A 15,425-nucleotide genomic window follows, 5' to 3' on the forward strand; every position below is an offset into this window, starting at 1 on the left:
ATGGAGGATCCGTTGCCGCGGTTGCGCGCGCTGTGCCTGGCGATGCCGGAGGCGACCGAGAAGGTCAGCCACGGCTCGCCGACGTGGTTCGTGCGGAAGGTGTTCGTCACCTACGTCGGCGAGCGCCAGGATTCGCGGCCGGGGTTCTGGTGCGCCGCGCCGCCGGGGGTGCAGGAGGAGATGGTGGCCGAGGACCCCGCGCGGTTCTACCGGCCGCCGTACGTCGGGCACCGCGGGTGGCTCGGGGTGCACCTCGACGTGGCCGTCGACTGGGACGAGGTCGCCGAGATCGTCGAGGAGGCCTACCGCACGGTCGCGCCGAAACGGCTCCTCGCCGAGTTGGACGCGCGGGGGAACCGCGGGCGATCACCGCGCGTCTGAGCAGGTGCCCGTCCGGACGGGCGCCCGACCTCGCGCTCCGCACTGGCCACCCACAGGGCCACGGCCGAACTGGAGCCGGAGCGGATCACCGCCGGGGTCGGAACGGACAGCCGGTGTGCATCGGTGGCGCAGTATCGGAATCCGCGAGGAGGCCGCCATGTGGGAGATGACCGGTCCGGAGTACTTGGCAGCGCACTGGACCGCCGTCGGCGTGGCGATGCTCGTGGGCGTCGCGGCCCACCGCTGGGTGCGGGCACACCGCACCGCGGGGGACCCGGGTCTCGACGCCTACGGCATCGCCATGCTCTCCGGCGGCCCCACCCGCGTCGCGCACACCGCGGTGGCGGGTCTGGTCTCGCGCGGCGAGGTGCGCGTGAGCCGTTCCGGCGGCGTCACCCCGGTCGACGGCGCCGAGCCCGCTGACGAGCACGAGGCCGCCGCCCTGCGCGACCTGCGGAGGATCCCGAACGTCCGCGGCCTGTCCGAGAGCGCGGTCGCGCGCGACCTGCGCCGCCGGATGGTCGAGGCCGGATACCTGCTGCCGCCGGAGCGCGTCAGGCGCGCCCGCAAGGTCGAGTGGCTGTTCGCCCTGATCATCGTCATCGGCCTGGTCCGACTCGCCGACGGCATCAGCGAGGACAAGCCGGTCATCCTGCTGGTCCTCTCGCTCATCGCCACCGGCTTCATCACCGCGGCCGTGCGCCGGAGTTGGCGCGACGGGCCGACCGCGCGCGGTCGCGCGGCGCTCGCGCGCGCCCGGTCGGACGCGCTCGCCGGGGGCGGGGCCGTCCTGCTGACGGTCGCCCTCCTCGGCCTGACCGCCTACCCGGACCACGAGGTGAGCGGCGCGTTCCAGGAGTCCGCGTCGTCGTCCGGTGGCGGTGACGGCGGTTCCGGCGGGGACGGCGGATCGTGTGGCGGCGGCGGCTGCGGCGGCTGCGGGGGCTGCGGCTGATCAGCCGTAGGCTGAGGTCCGTGTTCAGCGAGCTGGCGGTTCCCATCGTCGTCGCGCCCATGGCGGGCGGGGTCAGCACTCCCGAACTGGTCGTCGCCGCGGTCGACGCGGGCGCGACCGCGTTCCTGCCGGGCGGGTACCTCGCCCCGGCCGCGTTGGCTGGGCGGATCGAGAGCGTGCGGGCGGGCACCGACGGGCCGTTCGGGGTGAACCTGTTCGTGCCCGGTCCTCGGACCGAGGCGCTGGTGGGCGCGCACGCCGCCGCGGTGGCGACCGAGTCGGCGCGGCTGGGGGTCGAGCCGGGCAAGGCGAGCTGGGACGACGACCGGTTCGCCGACAAGGTGGACCTGCTGGTCCGGACCCCGGTGCCCGCGGTCTCCTTCACCTTCGGGCTGCCCGACGCCGACGTCCTGGCCCGCCTCCGCGATGTCGGCAGCTACCTCATCGCCACCGTGACCACGCCGGAAGAGGGCGAACGGGCCGCCGACGCGGGTGTCGACGCGCTGTGCGTGCAGGGCGCGGCGGCGGGCGGGCACCGGGGGACCTTCACCGACGACCCGACCGAGCCCGGCGGCGCCCCGCTCTACGACCTGCTGCCCGCGCTGCGCCTGCTGTCCGGTCTCGGCCTGCCGCTCGTCGCCGCTGGCGGGCTCATGCACGGCGCCGATGTGGCCGCCGTCCTGGCGGCGGGCGCTGTCGCGGCGCAGCTGGGCACGGCGTTCCTGCGCTGCCCGGAGGCCGGGACCGCGCGGGCCTACCGCGACGCGCTGGCCGCAGGCGGCCGGGAGACGGCCCTGACCAGGGCGTTCAGCGGCCGTCCCGCGCGCGGGCTGGTCAACCGGTTCCTGCGCGAGAACCCGAGCGCGCCCTCGGCGTACCCGCAGGTCAACAACCTCACCCGGCCGATGCGCGCGGCGGGCGACGCCGAGGTCATGTCGCTCTGGGCCGGGCAGGCGTACCCGCTGGGCCGCGACGAGCCGGTGGCCGAGGTCATCGCCCGGCTGCTGGGCGAGGCCCGCGCCGCGGCGGACTCCCTCACCCAGCGTCTAAAGTAGACATCGCGGGCAGTTGTGCGGTTCGGCACAGAACCGCACCCGGGAGTCGTGCGCGGCGGTTAACCTACTAACAAGTAGGGAGGCTCGATGGCAGTGCTGGACGGCGTGCTCGCCGCCGCGGGGAACATGGCGCACCGGGTGCTCGGCGGCGGGTTCGCCGACTTCACCCCGATGCCGCGCACCCTGGTCGACCAGGGCAGGGCGCGGTTCGTCTACCACTACGACTCCGCGGACTCCGGCGACCCGGTCCTGCTGGTGCCGCCGCTGGCCGTCCCGGACACCCCGTTCGACCTGCGCCGGGGCTGCAGCCTGGTCGAGCACCTGGCGCCGAGGCGGCCGACCTACCTGCTGGACTACGGCCCCATCGGCTTCCGGGACCGCGACCTCGGCCTCGAACACTGGGTCGACGAGGTCCTGCCCGCCGCCATCGGGACCGTCCGCGAGCGCACCGGACGCGCGCCGCACCTCATCGGCTGGTGCTTCGGCGGCATCCTGTCCGTGCTGGCCGCCGCCCGCCTCGGCATCGACGCGATCGCCTCGCTGACCGTGGTGGCCAGCCCGTTCGACTTCACCAAGATGCCGCTGCTGATGCCGTTCCGGCCGATCGTCGCGGCGACCGGCGGGCACGCGTTCACCCCCGTCTACCGGGCGATGGGCACGATCCCGGCGCCGCTGGTCCGCGCCGCGTTCCAGGTGTCCGCGCTGGACCGCCACCTGACCAAGCCGATCGCCGTCGCCACGCACCTGCACGACCGCGACTACCTCGCCCAGATCGAGGCCGTCGAGCGGTTCACGGCGAACATGGTCGCCTACCCCGGCCGCACCGTCGGGCAGATCTACCACCAGTTCTACCGCGCCAACGCCCTGGCGCGCGGGGCCGTCGAGGTCGGCGGCACCCGCATCGACCTGGCCGCGGCCAAGCAGCGGACCCTGCTCATCGCGGGCCGCGCCGACACCATCGCGCCCCGGCGCGCGGTCGGGCACCTGGTGAAGGTCCTGCCCGACGCCGAGGTCGAGTTCGTGACGGCCAAGGGCGGACACCTCGGCGTGCTGACCGGTCGGGCGGCCAGGCACGAGACCTGGCCGCTCATCGACCGGCACCTCAACGGGTGAAGACGATCTTCCCGGCGGTCTCGCCCGCCTGCATCGCCTCGAACCCGGCGCGCGCGTCCGCCATCGGCAGCTCGGAGCCGATGCGCGGCCGGATGCCCGCGGTGGCGCAGAAGGACATCAGGTCGGCCAGTTCGTCGCGGGTGCCCATCGTCGAGCCGATGACGCTGAGCTGAAGGAAGAACAGGCGCTGCAGGTCGGCGCTCGGGTCGGGGCCGCTCGTCGAGCCGGACACCACGATGACGCCGCCGGGCCGCAACGCGCGCATGGAGTGCGACCAAGTGGCCTTGCCGACGGTCTCGAACACGCCGTCGACCTTCTCCGGCAGGCGGGCGCCGGACTCGAACACCGCGTGCGCGCCGAGCTCGGTGGCCAGGGCGCGCTTCTCCTCGGTGCGGCCGGTGACCCACACCCGCAGGCCCGCGGCCCGGCCCAGCTCGATCAGCGCCGTGGAGACGCCGCCGGAGGCGCCCTGCACCAGCATCGTCTGGCCGGGGCGCAGGCCGGACTTCACGAACAGCATCCGGTAGGCGGTCAGCCACGCCGTCCCCATGCACGCCGCCTCGCTGAACGACAGGTCGGCGGGCTTGGGCAGCACGTTGCGCGCGGGCACCACGACCTTGTCGGCGAACGTGCCCTGGTGCAGCTCGGTCAGCAGGGTCCGCTTCGGGTCCAGCGTCTCCTCGCCGGTCCACCCCGGGTCGCCGATGACGGAGTGGATGACGACCTCGGTGCCGTCGGCGAGGGTGCCCGCGCCGTCGCAGCCCAGGATCATCGGGAACCGCTCGGCCTTGATGCCGACGCCCTTGAGCGTCCACAGGTCGTGCATGTTGAGGCTGGCGGCCCGCACGTCCACCTCGACCCACCCGTCGGGGGCGACCGGGTCGGGGCGCTCGCCCACGGTCAGCGCGGCCAGCGGGTCGTCCGGGTTGGGCTCTGCGGCATACACGGCGAACATGACGAGCAACATAGCCAGGCCGGAGTCCGGCCGCCCCATGGAAGTGGCCGAGGTCTACTCTCGGGTATGTGCAGGGGTTGACCGACTGGTGGGACGACGTCGAGCTGTGGCTGGCGACGATCCCGTTCGCCCTGCAGTTCACCCTGGTCATGGCCGTGCTGCTGCCGCTGTGCCTGGGCCTGGCGTGGCTGATCGACCGCGCGGTCGACTACACCTCGGCCCGGTTCGGCTCCCGGCACGAGCCGCCGATCGACGCGGAGTAGGTAGTGGGTTCCCGCAGGCGTATCACCCTTGCCCTGGTCGCGCTCGTCGCGCTGGTCGTCGGCGGCTGGCTGGTGCGCGATCTCAGCACCGGCGCAGACACCCCGGCGCCGGAGTCCGGGCTGCCCGTCGTGGCGCTGTCCGCGCTGCCCGCCGAGGCGGCCGAGACCTGGGAGCTGATCCGGCGCGGTGGCCCGTTCCCGTACCCGGACCGCGACGGCTCGACGTTCGGCAACCGCGAGGGCCTGCTGCCCGAGCGGGAACGCGGCTACTACAAGGAGTACACCGTGCCCACCCCCGGAAGCCCCGACCGCGGCGCCCGCCGACTGGTGACCGGATCGGCCGAGGAGCTGTACTACACCGACGACCACTACGAGTCCTTCGTCTCCGTGGACACCGCGCGATGACCGACCACGTCCTGGACGGCGCGGACGTCCGCACCAAACTGGACTTCTACGATGCGGTGGCCGAGGTCCTGCGGTTCCCCGACTGGTTCGGCCACAACCTCGACGCCCTCTACGACTGCCTGACCGACCTGTCCTGGCTGCCCGAGGGCGACCACGTGCTGGTCTGGACGCACCCCGAGGTCCTCGCCGAGGCCGACCCCGCGGGCTACCGCGCCATCCAGGCGGTCCTGGCCGACGCGGTCGCCGACTTCACCGACGTCGCGCGCGCCTTCTCCGTGGTGCTCGTCGAGCCCTAGGCGCGCGGTCGCCTCGTCGAACGCGCGGTGGTTAGGGTGCGGACCATGGCTGATGAGTTGGTGCACTACGAGATCGCCCGCGGCGTGGCCCGGATCACGCTGGACTCCCCGCACAACCGCAACGCGCTCTCCGCGCAGCTGCGCCGGGAGCTGCGGGCGCACCTGGGCGCCGCGGTCGAGGACGAGTCGGTGCGGGTGATCGTGCTCGACCACACCGGCCCGGTGTTCTGCGCGGGCATGGACCTCAAGGAGGCGGGCGGCGCGTCCGCTGCCGACCAGGGCGTCAACGAGTTCCCGGCGATCCTGGAGCAGATCTGGACCAGCCCGAAGCCGGTCGTGGCCAAGCTGGCCGGACCGGCCCGCGCGGGCGGGGTGGGCATCGTCGCCGCCGCCGACATCGCCGTGGCCGCCGCCGACGCGACCTTCGCCTTCACCGAGGTCCGCATCGGCGTGGTGCCCGCGATCATCTCGGTGACCGTCCTGCCGCGCCTGCTGCCGCGCGCGGCGCACGAGCTGTTCCTGACCGGGGAGAAGTTCGACGCCGAGCGGGCCGTGCAGATCGGCCTGATCAACTCGGCCGTGCCCGCCGAGCGGCTGGACGCCGAGGTGGACCGCTACACCGGGATGCTCGCCCTCGGCGGGCCGAACGCGCTGTCGGCCACCAAGGCGATCCTGCGGCGCGAGCGCCCGTCGGACATGTCCTCCGACTTCGCCGAGATGCTCGCGCTGTCGGCGCGGTACTTCGCCAGCGAGGAGGGCCAGGAGGGCATCAGCGCGTTCGCCCAGAAGCGTCCCGCGCGCTGGGTCCCCACCGACTGATCAGCTCCGGGTCGGCCGCGCCGATCCGCTCCCGCATCGATCTGCGGTCCAGTGCCGCGATCATCTCTTCGACCACCGCGCTCAGCGGCGCTGACAACTCGCCCTCCACCTCGCGCGCCGCCCGGGCGGTCGCCGCCCACTCCGCGTGCAGGACGGGCAGCAGCCGCTCGGCGGCCGGGGTGAGCCGCACGATCCGCTGCCGGGCGTCGCGCCCCGGTTCCAGCGTGGCCAGCTCGTCCTTCACCAGCTGCGCCACCGTCTGGCTGGCCGCCGAGTGCGTCACGCCGACGGCCTCGGCCAGTTCCTTGATCGAGCGCGGGTTCGCGCTCAGCTCCCTGATGTAGGCCGTGAAGCGCGGTCGGAACCAGCTGAGGCCGAGGTCGTCGTAGACCTCGGCGACCGCGCCCTCCAGGCGCTCCAGCAGATGGCGCAGCCGGGTGCCCAGGAACTCCGGAGATGTCACAGTGCTAATATAACAGCCCTTACAGATCTGGGAGGACACCATGCTGCTGGAGTTGCACCCGCCCATCGAGCCCCACGACAGCGGGATGCTCGACGTCGGGGGCGGGAACCACATCTACTGGGAGGCCGTCGGCAACCCCGACGGCAAGCCGCTGGTGTACCTGCACGGCGGGCCCGGCTCGGGCTGCTCGATCAACCAGCGCCGCTGGTTCGACCCGCAGAAGTACCGGGCGATCCTGTTCGACCAGCGCAACTGCGGCCGCAGCACGCCCAACGCGGTGGACCCGGCCGTCGACCTGTCGACCAACACGACGCAGAACCTGATCGCCGACATCGAGAAGCTGCGCGAGCACCTGGGCGTCGACCGCTGGCTCGTCAGCGGCGCGTCCTGGGGGTCGACCCTGGCGCTGGCCTACGCCCAGGCGCACCCCCAGCGGGTCACCGAGATGGTGATCATCGCGGTGACGGTCACCCGGCGCTCGGACACCGACTGGCTCTACCGGGGCGTGCGGCGGTTCTTCCCGGGGGAGTGGCGGCGGTTCCACTCGGTGGTGTCGCACGTGCCCGAGGACGCGCCCATCGAGGACATCCTGAACGCCTACGGCGCGCTGACCGCCGACCCGGACCAGGCCGTCCGCGAGCACGCGGCCGCGGAGTGGCTGCGCTGGGAGGACACGGTCATCTCCCTGGAGCCCCACGGGACCCCGGGCGCCTACAGCAACCGGTTCGACCAGCGCCAGGTCTGCTTCGTGCGGATCTGCGCGCACTACTTCGGCAACGGCGCGTTCCTCGACGAGGGCGTCCTGCTGCGGGAGGCGGGCAGGCTCGCGGGCATCCCGGCCGTGCTCATCCACGGCAGGCACGACCTGGGCGGCCCGCTGGAGGTGGCGTGGGACCTCGCCCAGGCGTGGCCGGACGCGCGGCTGGAGGTCATCGAGGACGCGGGCCACACCGGCAGCCCGGCCGCCCGCGACGCGTTCCTGCGCGCGTACCGGGACTTCGCGTGATGTTCCCGCCCATCGAGCCGCACGACAGCGGCATGCTCGACGTCGGCGACGGCGACCGGGTCTACTGGGAGGTGGTGGGCGATCCGGCGGGCAAGCCCGCGGTCTTCGCCCACGGCGGCCCCGGCGGTGGCTGCACGGAGAAGCACCGCCGGTGGTTCGACCCGGCCAAGTACCGGGCCGTGTTGTTCGACCAGCGCAACTGCGGCCGCAGCACCCCGCACGCGGCCGACCCGGGCGTGGACCTGTCCGCGAACACCACCCAGAACCTCGTCGCCGACATCGAGAAGCTGCGCGAGCACCTGGGCATCGACCGCTGGCTGGTCAGCGGCGGCTCGTGGGGCTCGACCCTGGCCCTGGCCTACGCCCAGGCGCACCCGTCCCGCGTCACCGAACTGGTGATCATCGACGTGACGACGACGCGCCGCCGGGAGATCGAGTGGCTCTACCACGGGGTCGGCCGCTACTTCCCCGAGGCGCGCCAACGGTTCTGCGCGGTGGCGCCGGGCGCGCCGATCGGGGAGGTGCTGTCCACATACGACCGCCTGCTCGCCGACCCGGCGACCCAGCGCTCGGCCGCGGCGGAGTGGTTGCGGTGGGAGGACACGGTCATCTCCCTGGAGCCGCACGCGGATCTGGTCGAGCACCCGCTGGACGCCGCGGAGCTGTGCTTCGCCCGCCTGTGCGCCCACTACTTCTCCCGGGGCGCGTTCCTGGAGGAGGGGATCCTGCTGCGGGAGGCGGGGAAGCTGGCAGGCATCCCCGGCGTGCTGATCCACGGCAGGCACGACCTGAGCAGCCCGCTCGACACGGCGTGGGACCTCGCCCAGGCCTGGCCGGACGCGACCCTGGAGGTCATCGCGGACTCGGGCCACTCGGCCAGCCCGACCATGCGCAACCGGTTGCTGCGGGCGTTCGCCGAGTTCGCCTAGATTCGAGCGCGACCGTGCGGAGGTCGTCGAACCGGTGTCCCCTCGGGAAGATCCCCGCCATCGTGACCCCGGCGGGCGACCTGGTCACCAGCAGCTGTCGGGCGGTGGGGGTGTCGGGCACTGGATCGTCAGGCACTGCGGGGATCTGACGCGGGTGGTCCCGCGCGGGCACCGGGCTGCCCGCGCGGGACCAGTCTCCTTCGGTCAGGCGATGGTGGTCGTGGTGATCACCGGGTTGGGGTTGGGGTAGCACCTGGTCGGGACGTTGACGTTGCCGAGGAACGTCGCGACGACCGCGGTGAAGGTCAGGCCCGGGTTGCTGTAGCTGGTGCCGTACAGCTTCGTCTCGATCGTCCCGGAGCTCCCGGCCGTGAGCCGGGCGGTCACCGTCGGCAGCTCGAACGTCGCCCCACCGTTGATCGGGCCGCTCGCGGTGATGGTGGCGATCCCGTTGCTGACGCTGATGTTGGTAGTGCCCACATTGGACCCGCCGGACAGCGTGGCGGAGACGTAGGTCGAGTTGGCCGGGATCGGCACCTTCAGCGCGAGGTTCTGCACCCGGCGCACGGTGTAGCCGTTGACCGACGACGGGATGGTGTTGGGGGCGGGGTCGATGACGATGGTGAACCCGGCGCCGGGGGAGACGGTGGCGGGCGCGGTGACCTCGGCGTCCTGCGCGAAGTCGAAGTGCTGGGCGCCCATCGGGCTGTCGCCCTCGCAGGCGAAGTTGGCCGTGTGCGGCACGGCGACGGCGGTCGGGGCGAAGGCGACCAGCGCCGCCGCCGCCATGGCGAGGGCGGACAGGGTGCGACGGGGGACAGGTTTCATCAGGGTTACCTCGGATCGCTTGGGGGACAAGGGTTGGAGCGCCGCGGCAGACCGATAGTTACTTGCGAGTAGACGTCAGGTCAAGAATTGGCCATCCGTGACAAGATCGCGGCGCCCGCCCGCCGCGGACCGTCCGCTTCTTTGATCATGCCCCGTTTGGGCCACGTCGGTGATCGGCCACCGAATGGACCGACATGCCCGTCCCCCGACAGGCCCAGTCCGATCGACCCAGGGCGTCGGCCGCGGCTCCGGGTGGGTGGTTATGTGTTACCCCCGTTTACCCCAACGCTCACGCGGTCCTGGCGAACTCCCACGCCGCCGTGTAGCGCTCCACGACCAGGTCGGCCACCTCGACGGCGTTGCCCATCGGCGGCGCGATCCGCGCGCTCGGGTCGACAGCGAGCGCCTGCGCGGCCACCTTGTCCGGCAGCAGCCCCGGCGCCAGGAACCACGACGCCACCGCGATCCGGCGCGCCCCCCTGGCCCGCAGCCGGGCGATCGCCGTCGGCACGTCCGGCGCGGTCGCCGACGCGAACGCGGGCGCCACCCCGGCCCAGCCGTGCGTCCGCGCCCAGCGCCGGGCGACCTCCGCCACCCGCGCGTTGGCGGGCGCGTGCGACGACCCGATGGCGGCCAGCACGACGCCCAGCCCCGGGTCGCCGGGCTCGACGCCCGCGTCGGCCAGCCGCCGCAGCGCCGCCGCCTCCAGCAGGGCGGACGGCCCGAGCACGTCGGCGACCGACACCGCAAGGCCCGGGTGCGCCTCGGCGGCCTCGGCCAGCAGCGCGGGCAGGTCGACCCGGGCGTGGAACGCCCGGCCGAGCAGCAGCGGCGCCACCACGAGCCGGTGGTGGCCCTCGTCGGCCAGCGCGCCCAGGACGTCGATCAGCCGGGGGGCCGACAGGTCGAGGAACGCGCCCCGCACGTCCAGCCCCGGCGCGCGCTCGCGCACGACGTCCAGCAGGTCGGCCACGGTCGCTGCCGAGCGGGGATCACGGCTGCCGTGCGCGACGGCCACGAGCGGGATCACAGCGCCCCCAGCCCGCGCGAGCGCAGCACGGCCCGCTCCAGCGGCCGGAACACCAGCAGTTCGATCCCCACCCCGACGAAGAAGATCAGCAGGATGCCCGCGATGACCATCGACATGTCCGACAGCGCCATCGCGTTGTGCAGGTACTGGCCCAGCCCGAAGCCCAGCGCAGGCGAGGTCGCGATCAGCTCGGCGGCCATCAGCGAGCGCCACGAGAACGCCCACCCCTGCTTGAGCCCGGCCAGGTACCCCGGCAGCGCAGCGGGCAGCAGGATGTGCCGGGCGGTGTCGAACCGGCCTGCCCCCAGCACCTTCCCGACCCTCGGCAGGATCGGCGGGATCTGGTCGATGCCCGCCACCAGCCCGTTGGCGATGGACGGCACCGCGCCCAGCAGCACGACGGTGTAGATCGCCGCGTCGTTCAGCCCGAACCACAGCACCGCCGCGGGCACCCAGGCCACCGACGGCAGCGACTGCAGGCCCGAGATCAGCGGCCCGATGGCGGCCCTGACCAGCGGGACCTTCGCCAGCAGCAGGCCGAGCGGGGTGGCGACGGCCAGCGAGATCAGGAACCCGATCACCGCCCGGTGCACCGACACCCAGAGGAACTCCCACACCTCGCCGGTGCCGACGATCCGGGTGATCTGCCGCCAGACGTCCAGCGGAGCGGGCAGCTGGTACTCCGGCCAGTACGCCCGCGACCACAGGAACTGCCAGACCGCCACGACCAGCGTCAGGGCGATCACCGGGGCGACCACGGCGCGCAGCAGCCTGCGCTGGCGGCCTGCGGCGACGGGGGTGTCCAGGGCGTCGAGGCCCGCGCCGACGGAATCGGCAGGGGCGGCGACGGTGTCAGGCCGCGGCATGGCTGCTGATCACCTCGCGCAGGCGGCCGTTGATCTCCTCGGTGAGCTCGGCCTCCGGCGCGTCGGCGACGGACCACTGCTGCACGACCCGCCCGGGCTTCGACGACAGCAGCACCACGCGCTGGCCCAGGCGGACGGCCTCGCGCACGTCGTGGGTCACGAACACGACCGCGGTCCCGGTCGCCTCCCACACGCGCAGCAGCTCGCCCTGCAGGACGTCGCGGGTGATGGCGTCCAGCGCGGAGAACGGCTCGTCCATGAGCAGCAGCGACGACGCCTCGCCGTTGTTGCCCTGCAACGCCGACGCCAGCGCGCGCGCCAGCGCCACGCGCTGCCGCATGCCGCCGGAGAGCTCGTGCGGGCGCTTGTCGCCAGCGCCGCCCAGCCGCACCAGGTCCAGCAGCTCCAGCGTCCGCGCCCGCCGCTCGGTCCGCTTCACGCCCGCCAGCCGCAGCGGCAGCTCCACGTTGCGCGCGGCGGTCAGCCACGGCATGAGCGCGGCCTCCTGGAACATGACGGCGGGACGGGTCGTGGTCAGCTCGATGTCGCCGCTGCTGGGCCGGTCGAGGCCCGCGATCATGTTCAGCACGGTCGTCTTGCCGCAGCCGGAGGCGCCGAGCAGGCAGACGAACTCCCCGGGCGCCACCGCCAGGTCGATCCCGTCCAGCGCGGTGACCGCGCGCGGACCGTGCCCGAAGACCTTGCGGACCCCGCTCATGCGGACAACGGCGTCGGTCTCGGTGGCCGCGGAGGTGGCCGCGAGCGTGGCGGTCATCGGTGCTCCAGGTTCCTAGTTCCGGCTGGCTAGTTCAGTGCGTCGCGCACGGCCGGGCGGCCGAGTGCGGCGAGTTCGGTGTTCAGTGCGGTCAGGTCGGCGAACCCGGCCAGGTCCACCGGCCGCAGGGCGATGCCCGCGGTCACGGCGTCCCTGGCCAGTTCGGGGAAGGCGGTGACGATCGGGTCGTGGCTGAGCTGGATCCCGGCGAAGGCCCGCTCGATCACCGGCCCGCTCAGCGGCTTGCCGGTCAGCTCGGCGAGCTGGTCGTTCACCGCGGTCCGCGCCTCGGCCGGGTGCTCGGCGGCCCAGGACTCGGCGGCGAGCAGGCCGCGCAGCAGCGCGCGCACGGTCTGCGGGTGCTCGGCGAGGAACTGCGCGCGGACCAGCAGCACGGTCGTGGGGAACCGCCCGCCCGGCCACAGCGCGGCCTCGTCGAGCAGCACCCGCGCGCCCGCGTCCAGCACCAGCCGCGACGCCCAGGGTTCGGGCAGCCACGCGGCCTGCACCTCGCCCTTGGTGAAGGCGGCGAACGTCTGCGCCGGGTCGCGGTTGGTCACCTCGACCCGGCCGTCGAGCCCGGTCTCGACCAGCCACGTCTTCAGCGCGATGTCCTGCGTGTTGCCCAGCGCCGGGGTGACGACGACGCGCCCGGCGAGGTCGTCGGGGGAGTCGATGTCGGGGGTGGTCACCAGCTGCGCGCCGCCCGATGTCGCCCCCGCCACCAGCCGCACGGCCCGGCCGTCGGACTTGGCGAAGGCGTTCAGCGCCGGGCCGGAGCCGATGAAGCCCGCGTCCAGCGACCCGCCGAGGAACGCCGAGACCTCGGTCGCGCCGTCGGTGAACTTCGTCGGCACCAGCGTCGTCGCGCCCAGCTCGTCGGCGAAGAAGCCCTTCTCCAGGCCGATCAGCGCCGAGGCGTGGGTGACGTTGGGGAAGAAGCCCAGCCGCAGCTCGGCGGCCGGACCCCGGTCGGGCACCGGCCCGCGCTCCCACGCCTCGGTGCGCTGGACCCGGGTGCATCCGGAGACCAGCAGCACCAGGGCGAGGAAGGCGGCCAGCGTCCGCATCACGGCCCCGACGAGACCAGGCTCGCGCCGACCAGGCCCGCGGCCAGCGTCGTGCCGTCGGCGGCGTCGATGACCAGGAACGCGCCCGTGCGGCGGACGGCGGTGTAGTCGTCGAGCGGCAGCGGCTCCGCCGTGCGCACCCGCACCCGGCCGATCTCGTTCAGCTCCAGCGACTCCGGACCGTCCACCGTGGCCAGCGTCTGCTCGTCGAAGCGGGCGGCCAGCTCGCCGATGAGCGCCTGCACGGTCCGCGTGCCGTGCTTGACCAGCACCCGCGCGCCGGGGCGCAGCGGCTTGTCGCCGAGCCAGGCCAGCGTCGCGTCGAACTCGTCGGACACCGCGGGGGCCGCCGCGACGGGCGCGATGAGGTCGCCGCGGGTGATGTCGATGTCGTCGGCCAGCAGCAGCGTGACCGACTGGCCCGCCACCGCCTCGGACAGCTCGCCGTCGGGGGTGTCGATCCGGCTGACCGTGCTCGTGCGGCCCGACGGCAGCACGACGACCTCGTCGCCGGGGCGGATGGTGCCCGCCGCGACCTGGCCAGCGTAGCCGCGGTAGTCGGGGTGCTCGGCGGTGTTCGTGCGGACGACGTACTGCACGGGGAACCGGAACGCCGCGTCGTGCGGGTCGGGCTCGACCGGCACGGTCTCCAGGTGCTCCAGCAGCGTCGGGCCGGAGTACCAGGGCGTGTTCGCCGAGCGGTCCACGACGTTGTCGCCCACGAGCGCGGAGACGGGGATCGTGCGGACCGCGTCCGGGGAGTAGCCCAGGGCCTGGGCGTGCGCCTCGAACTCCTTGGCGATGACGGCGAAGGCCGCCTCGTCGTAGTCCACCAGGTCGATCTTGTTGACCGCCAGCACCAGCCGGGGCACGCCCAGCAGGGCCAGCACGGCGGCGTGGCGGCGGGTCTGCTCGACGACGCCCTTGCGCGCGTCGACCAGCAGGATCGCCAGCTGCGCCGTGGACGCGCCGGTCACCGTGTTGCGGGTGTACTGCACGTGGCCGGGGGTGTCGGCGAGCACGAACGTCCGCGCGGGCGTGGCGAAGTAGCGGTAGGCGACGTCGATGGTGATGCCCTGCTCGCGCTCGGAGCGCAGCCCGTCGACCAGCAGCGATAGGTCCGGGGTGGACAGTCCCTTGTCGACGCTGGCCCGGTGCACGGCGTCGAGCTGGTCGGCCAGGACCGACTTGGTGTCGTAGAGAAGCCGCCCGACCAGCGTCGACTTGCCGTCGTCGACGCTGCCCGCCGTGGCGAGCCTCAGCAGGTCGCGCTGGGTGGTTGAGTCACTCGCAAGCCCGCTCATCTTAGAAGTAGCCCTCCCGCTTGCGGTCTTCCATGGCGGCCTCGGACAGCCGGTCGTCGGCGCGGGTCGCGCCGCGCTCGGTGAGCCTGCTGGCCGACACCTCGGCGATCACGGCGGCGATGTCGGCCGCGTCGGACTCCACCGCGCCGGTGCACGAGCCGTCGCCGACCGTGCGGTACCGGACGGTCTTGGTCACCAGCTCCTCGCCGTCGGCCGGGCCGAACCAGGGGCCGGGGGTGAGCCACATGCCGTCACGCTTGAACACCTGCCGCTGGTGGGCGTAGTAGATCTGCGGCAGGTCGATGCGCTCGCGCTCGATGTAGCGCCAGACGTTCAGCTCGGTCCAGTTCGACAGCGGGAACACCCGCACGTGCTCGCCGGGCTTGTGGCGGCCGTTGTAGAGGTTCCACAGCTCCGGGCGCTGGCGGCGCGGCTCCCACTGGCCGAAGGCGTTGCGCAGGCTGAAGATCCGCTCCTTGGCCCGCGCGCGCTCCTCGTCGCGCCGACCGCCGCCGAAGACGGCGTCGAACCTGTTGTTCGTGATCGCGTCCAGCAGCGGCACGGTCTGCAGCGGGTTGCGGGTGCCGTCGGCGCGCTCGGCGAGGCGGCCGTCGTCGATGTAGTCCTGCACGCTGGCCACGTGCAGCCGCAGCCCGTAGCGCTCGACGGTGCGGTCGCGGAACTCGATGACCTCGTCCAGGTTGTGGCCGGTGTCGACGTGCAGCAGCGGGAACGGCACGGGCGCAGGCCAGAACGCCTTGACCGCCAGGTGCAGCAGGACGGTGGAGTCCTTGCCGCCGGAGAACAGGATCACCGGGCGGTCGAACTCGCCCGCGACCTCGCGGAAGATGTGCACCGCCTCGGATTCCAGCCGGTCAAGGGCGTCCAAGCGGATGTCGGTGAGTGTCATGT

The 15,425-nt window shown here is 73.3% G+C and carries 19 protein-coding genes; 10 read left to right on the top strand and 9 right to left on the bottom strand.

Going from position 1 to position 15,425, the window contains the following annotated elements; all coding sequences use genetic code 11:
- The 4 genes from Actkin_RS07070 to Actkin_RS07085 all read left to right on the top strand — a co-directional run bounded on the left by Actkin_RS07070 (position 1) and on the right by Actkin_RS07085 (position 3,504).
- Positions 1-381, top strand: a complete 381-nt coding sequence (locus Actkin_RS07070; protein WP_189212089.1) for an MmcQ/YjbR family DNA-binding protein — start codon at positions 1-3, stop codon at positions 379-381.
- A gap of 157 nt (positions 382-538) precedes the next feature.
- On the top strand, positions 539-1,336 hold the full coding sequence (locus Actkin_RS07075) for a TIGR04222 domain-containing membrane protein (protein ID WP_258906434.1): 798 nt from the start codon (positions 539-541) through the stop codon (positions 1,334-1,336).
- Between the two features lie 20 nt (positions 1,337-1,356).
- Complete coding sequence (locus Actkin_RS07080; RefSeq protein WP_258906435.1) at positions 1,357-2,391, top strand: NAD(P)H-dependent flavin oxidoreductase; 1,035 nt, start codon at positions 1,357-1,359, stop codon at positions 2,389-2,391.
- An 87-nt stretch (positions 2,392-2,478) separates the two neighbouring features.
- Entirely contained in the window at positions 2,479-3,504 is a 1,026-nt protein-coding gene (locus tag Actkin_RS07085) for a polyhydroxyalkanoate synthase family protein (RefSeq protein ID WP_258906436.1), read from the top strand.
- Here the strand turns inward: Actkin_RS07085 and Actkin_RS07090 are convergent.
- Positions 3,494-4,459 carry a zinc-binding dehydrogenase gene (locus tag Actkin_RS07090; protein ID WP_258906437.1) on the bottom strand — a complete coding sequence of 322 codons (966 nt, stop codon included), beginning with the start codon at positions 4,457-4,459 and terminating at the stop codon, positions 3,494-3,496. The two genes, Actkin_RS07085 and Actkin_RS07090, sit on opposite strands and share 11 nt — an antisense overlap.
- 68 nt (positions 4,460-4,527) lie before the next feature.
- Here Actkin_RS07090 and Actkin_RS07095 point away from each other — a divergent pair, with 68 nt between their 5' ends.
- From Actkin_RS07095 to Actkin_RS07110, 4 genes are read left to right on the top strand one after another with little or no spacing between them, the layout of a single operon-like run.
- Positions 4,528-4,722 (top strand): hypothetical protein, encoded by a 195-nt coding sequence (locus tag Actkin_RS07095; RefSeq protein WP_189212084.1) that lies wholly within the window; start codon positions 4,528-4,530, stop codon positions 4,720-4,722.
- Positions 4,723-4,725: 3 nt separating this feature from the next.
- Positions 4,726-5,127, top strand: a complete 402-nt coding sequence (locus Actkin_RS07100) for a guanyl-specific ribonuclease (RefSeq protein WP_258906438.1) — start codon at positions 4,726-4,728, stop codon at positions 5,125-5,127.
- Positions 5,124-5,423: a barstar family protein gene (locus Actkin_RS07105; protein ID WP_189212082.1), complete on the top strand. Its 300-nt coding sequence runs from the start codon at positions 5,124-5,126 to the stop codon at positions 5,421-5,423. Before Actkin_RS07100 ends, Actkin_RS07105 begins: the two co-directional genes overlap by 4 nt.
- Before the next feature lie 45 nt (positions 5,424-5,468).
- A complete protein-coding gene (locus Actkin_RS07110; RefSeq protein ID WP_189212081.1) occupies positions 5,469-6,242 on the top strand; it encodes an enoyl-CoA hydratase family protein in 774 nt (257 codons plus the stop codon).
- Here Actkin_RS07110 and Actkin_RS07115 read toward each other — a convergent pair.
- Positions 6,193-6,705, bottom strand: coding sequence for a MarR family winged helix-turn-helix transcriptional regulator (locus tag Actkin_RS07115; RefSeq protein WP_229787093.1), 513 nt, complete (start codon positions 6,703-6,705; stop codon positions 6,193-6,195). The two genes, Actkin_RS07110 and Actkin_RS07115, sit on opposite strands and share 50 nt — an antisense overlap.
- Before the next feature lie 40 nt (positions 6,706-6,745).
- Here Actkin_RS07115 and pip (Actkin_RS07120) point away from each other — a divergent pair, with 40 nt between their 5' ends.
- Positions 6,746-7,711 carry a prolyl aminopeptidase gene (pip, locus tag Actkin_RS07120; RefSeq protein ID WP_309569120.1) on the top strand — a complete coding sequence of 322 codons (966 nt, stop codon included), beginning with the start codon at positions 6,746-6,748 and terminating at the stop codon, positions 7,709-7,711.
- Positions 7,711-8,640, top strand: a complete 930-nt coding sequence (pip, locus tag Actkin_RS07125) for a prolyl aminopeptidase (RefSeq protein ID WP_258907876.1) — start codon at positions 7,711-7,713, stop codon at positions 8,638-8,640. The genes pip (Actkin_RS07120) and pip (Actkin_RS07125) overlap by 1 nt, the downstream gene beginning before the upstream one ends.
- 204 nt (positions 8,641-8,844) lie before the next feature.
- On the opposite strand, the gene Actkin_RS07130 is transcribed toward pip (Actkin_RS07125), so the two are convergent.
- From Actkin_RS07130 to cysD, 7 genes are all read right to left on the bottom strand, one after another.
- Entirely contained in the window at positions 8,845-9,468 is a 624-nt protein-coding gene (locus tag Actkin_RS07130) for a cyclase (RefSeq protein WP_189212079.1), read from the bottom strand.
- A 289-nt stretch (positions 9,469-9,757) separates the two neighbouring features.
- Positions 9,758-10,498, bottom strand: coding sequence for a sirohydrochlorin chelatase (locus Actkin_RS07135; RefSeq protein ID WP_258906439.1), 741 nt, complete (start codon positions 10,496-10,498; stop codon positions 9,758-9,760).
- On the bottom strand, positions 10,495-11,364 hold the full coding sequence (locus Actkin_RS07140) for an ABC transporter permease (RefSeq protein WP_189212078.1): 870 nt from the start codon (positions 11,362-11,364) through the stop codon (positions 10,495-10,497). Before Actkin_RS07140 ends, Actkin_RS07135 begins: the two co-directional genes overlap by 4 nt.
- Positions 11,351-12,139 carry an ABC transporter ATP-binding protein gene (locus tag Actkin_RS07145; RefSeq protein ID WP_189212077.1) on the bottom strand — a complete coding sequence of 263 codons (789 nt, stop codon included), beginning with the start codon at positions 12,137-12,139 and terminating at the stop codon, positions 11,351-11,353. The genes Actkin_RS07140 and Actkin_RS07145 overlap by 14 nt, the downstream gene beginning before the upstream one ends.
- A 29-nt stretch (positions 12,140-12,168) precedes the next feature.
- The gene (locus Actkin_RS07150) at positions 12,169-13,209 is read right to left on the bottom strand and encodes an ABC transporter substrate-binding protein (RefSeq protein WP_258907877.1); all 1,041 of its coding nucleotides are present in this window, start codon (positions 13,207-13,209) and stop codon (positions 12,169-12,171) included.
- Positions 13,209-14,513 carry a sulfate adenylyltransferase subunit CysN gene (locus tag Actkin_RS07155; RefSeq protein WP_189212075.1) on the bottom strand — a complete coding sequence of 435 codons (1,305 nt, stop codon included), beginning with the start codon at positions 14,511-14,513 and terminating at the stop codon, positions 13,209-13,211. Before Actkin_RS07155 ends, Actkin_RS07150 begins: the two co-directional genes overlap by 1 nt.
- Before the next feature lies 1 nt (position 14,514).
- Complete coding sequence (cysD, locus tag Actkin_RS07160) at positions 14,515-15,423, bottom strand: sulfate adenylyltransferase subunit CysD (RefSeq protein WP_258906440.1); 909 nt, start codon at positions 15,421-15,423, stop codon at positions 14,515-14,517.
- Between the last annotated feature and the right edge of the window lie 2 nt (positions 15,424-15,425).

Source organism: Actinokineospora sp. UTMC 2448 (assembly GCF_024760565.1).
Classification (GTDB): Bacteria; Actinomycetota; Actinomycetes; order Mycobacteriales; family Pseudonocardiaceae; genus Actinokineospora; species Actinokineospora fastidiosa.

What these genes read in the sequence shown, in the direction of transcription:
- Actkin_RS07130 (WP_189212079.1), bottom strand. Translation starts at nt 9,468, where the DNA reads ATGAAACCTGTCCCCCGTCGCACCCTGTCCGCCCTCGCCATGGCGGCG.
- Actkin_RS07070 (WP_189212089.1), top strand. Translation starts at nt 1, where the DNA reads ATGGAGGATCCGTTGCCGCGGTTGCGCGCGCTGTGCCTGGCGATGCCG.
- Actkin_RS07150 (WP_258907877.1), bottom strand. Translation starts at nt 13,209, where the DNA reads ATGCGGACGCTGGCCGCCTTCCTCGCCCTGGTGCTGCTGGTCTCCGGA.
- Actkin_RS07090 (WP_258906437.1), bottom strand. Translation starts at nt 4,459, where the DNA reads ATGTTCGCCGTGTATGCCGCAGAGCCCAACCCGGACGACCCGCTGGCC.
- pip (WP_309569120.1), top strand. Translation starts at nt 6,746, where the DNA reads ATGCTGCTGGAGTTGCACCCGCCCATCGAGCCCCACGACAGCGGGATG.
- Actkin_RS07110 (WP_189212081.1), top strand. Translation starts at nt 5,469, where the DNA reads ATGGCTGATGAGTTGGTGCACTACGAGATCGCCCGCGGCGTGGCCCGG.
- cysD (WP_258906440.1), bottom strand. Translation starts at nt 15,423, where the DNA reads ATGACACTCACCGACATCCGCTTGGACGCCCTTGACCGGCTGGAATCC.
- Actkin_RS07085 (WP_258906436.1), top strand. Translation starts at nt 2,479, where the DNA reads ATGGCAGTGCTGGACGGCGTGCTCGCCGCCGCGGGGAACATGGCGCAC.
- Actkin_RS07140 (WP_189212078.1), bottom strand. Translation starts at nt 11,364, where the DNA reads ATGCCGCGGCCTGACACCGTCGCCGCCCCTGCCGATTCCGTCGGCGCG.
- pip (WP_258907876.1), top strand. Translation starts at nt 7,711, where the DNA reads ATGTTCCCGCCCATCGAGCCGCACGACAGCGGCATGCTCGACGTCGGC.
- Actkin_RS07155 (WP_189212075.1), bottom strand. Translation starts at nt 14,513, where the DNA reads ATGAGCGGGCTTGCGAGTGACTCAACCACCCAGCGCGACCTGCTGAGG.
- Actkin_RS07145 (WP_189212077.1), bottom strand. Translation starts at nt 12,139, where the DNA reads ATGACCGCCACGCTCGCGGCCACCTCCGCGGCCACCGAGACCGACGCC.
- Actkin_RS07075 (WP_258906434.1), top strand. Translation starts at nt 539, where the DNA reads ATGTGGGAGATGACCGGTCCGGAGTACTTGGCAGCGCACTGGACCGCC.
- Actkin_RS07105 (WP_189212082.1), top strand. Translation starts at nt 5,124, where the DNA reads ATGACCGACCACGTCCTGGACGGCGCGGACGTCCGCACCAAACTGGAC.